The 504-nt window shown below is 63.7% G+C and carries 1 pseudogene; it reads right to left on the minus strand.

Annotated elements, in window-relative coordinates:
* Positions 1 to 504: pseudogene (locus J5M71_RS27345) on the minus strand (MBL fold metallo-hydrolase); the annotation flags it as partial.

Consider the following 504-nt stretch of genomic DNA (forward strand, 5'->3'; position numbering starts at 1 on the left):
CTACTGTGGCCGTAACTGGCTCGAGCGCGGTCGATTGCTGCCTGCACGAATGTCGCTTCATGCACCAGCACGTCCGCCGATTGCGCGACTTCTGCCAGCAGTGCCGGCCGATCGTTGTCGCCGCAGACGATGATGCGCCGATCAGGTCGCGCGCTCAGCAGATAGTTGCGAGCGTGCAGCATCCGCCCGTCAACCTCCCCGTCCTGACCATGGGCCAACTGACCCCAGAGCGGGCCGCGTTCGATGCCCTCGGCATCCAGGCGCCCCACGTCCAGACGCGGTTCCGGATCGGACTCGGTAAATACATAACCGTGACACGGCACGCGGTGGGAAAGCTCGACGGTCTGCACCTGAACGTTGAGGTTGCGCCATTCGGTAAGCGTTTCCACAGCGTGCAGGTTGATCTCGAAGGGCAGATGCGATTGCGTCACCTCAAGGCTCATTCTCAGCCACGGCTGCAGCGCCGCCGGCAGAATAATGTCCAGCGGCCGCGTGCGTCCGGAC

This window comes from Pseudomonas sp. 43(2021) (assembly GCF_017490805.1).
Classification (GTDB): Bacteria; Pseudomonadota; Gammaproteobacteria; order Pseudomonadales; family Pseudomonadaceae; genus Aquipseudomonas.